At 53.6% G+C, this 1,376-nt stretch carries 1 pseudogene; it reads left to right on the forward strand.

Features of this window, described 5'->3' with window-relative positions:
• Nucleotides 1–77: 77 nt before the first annotated feature.
• Nucleotides 78–1,376, forward strand: a pseudogene (locus Q1A91_RS23625) (ATP-binding protein); the annotation flags it as partial.

Raw genomic sequence — 1,376 nt, forward strand, 5'->3', positions numbered from 1 at the left:
CTTTGGTCGCTTGTTGGCCATGTGTCTCCTCCGTTTTCCTAAACATAGCGGAGGACCAATTCAGTGGGGGAGGGTCAGTGGTGCTCGACAGCCAAGGTGATCTCATCCGCAATATCGCTAGTCTGAAAGAGTTTGCGCCAGACGGTCCACTGCATGATCGCGTGGTCATCATCGACCCTACCGACGTTGAATATCCGGTGTCGCTCAATTTGTTTGATGTGGGTTTGGAGCGATTGCAGGAATATCCGCTCTTGGAGCGAGAACGCCTCACAAACTCGATCCTGGAGCTCTACGACTTCGTACTTGGCACGCTTCTCGACGCCCAGATGACGCAAAAGCAGAATGTTATCTTTCGGTACGTCACGCGGCTGATGCTGCATATCCCTGACGCCACCATTCATACGCTGCGCGAGCTGATGGAACCGGGTAGTGAGGTGAAGTTCGCCGGTGACATCGCCAAGCTCGAAGGCACAGCCAAACACTTCTTTGAAACTGAGTTCTCAGGCCGAGAGTTTGAGCAGACCAAAAAGCAGGTATTGCGGCGACTGTGGGGTATTCTTGAAAACCAGACCTTTGAGCGAATGTTTAGCCATCCTCGCTCCAAGCTCGATCTCTTCTCTGAATTGAATGCGGGCAAGGTGATCTTGATCAACACCGCCAAGGATTTGCTGAAGGAACAAGGCAGTCAAATCTTTGGCCGGTTCTTCATTGCGCTGATTGCTCAAGCAGCGCAGGAACGAGCGACGCTGAAAGAACGCGACCGCATTCCAACCCTCGTATATATCGACGAAGCCGCTGACTACTTCGACCGCAATATTGGCCTCATTCTGGCGCAGGCGCGGAAATACAAGGTGGGGATGGTCTTGGCCCACCAATACCTCGGGCAGCTTGAACCCAAGCTGCAGGAGGCGTTTGCGGCCAATACGTCAATCAAGTTTGCGGGTGGTGTCTCAGCCAAAGATGCGCGGTCATTGGCTCCTATGCTATACACCGATGCCAGCCTGATAGAACGCCAACTAAAAGGCAGCTTTGCGGCCTATGCGCGTGGCGTATCGTCTGGTGCGGTGCCGCTTTCGTTTCCACTTGGTTTCCTCGAAGCCAAAGAGCGGATGGAGCAGTCTGAAAGCGAAGCGCTTAAAGCCAAGATGCGCGACCGCTACGCCGTCCACTACAGCAAAATCGCTGATGAGGGAGATTCTGACCAGTCGGAGGGGCCTCAAGAGACCGATGACGACATGGGCGACGAGGACGCACCTGACGAGAATGATCCAAAAACGGAGGGCAAGCCTAAGGATGACGGTCTGGCCTGCTGCCGGTTTCGTGGACACCGAGATAAGGTGTTTATGAAACTGGAGAATCTAAATGACGAGAAGAAT

The sequence above is a fragment of the uncultured Sulfitobacter sp. genome (assembly GCF_947500075.1).
GTDB lineage: Bacteria > Pseudomonadota > Alphaproteobacteria > Rhodobacterales > Rhodobacteraceae > Sulfitobacter.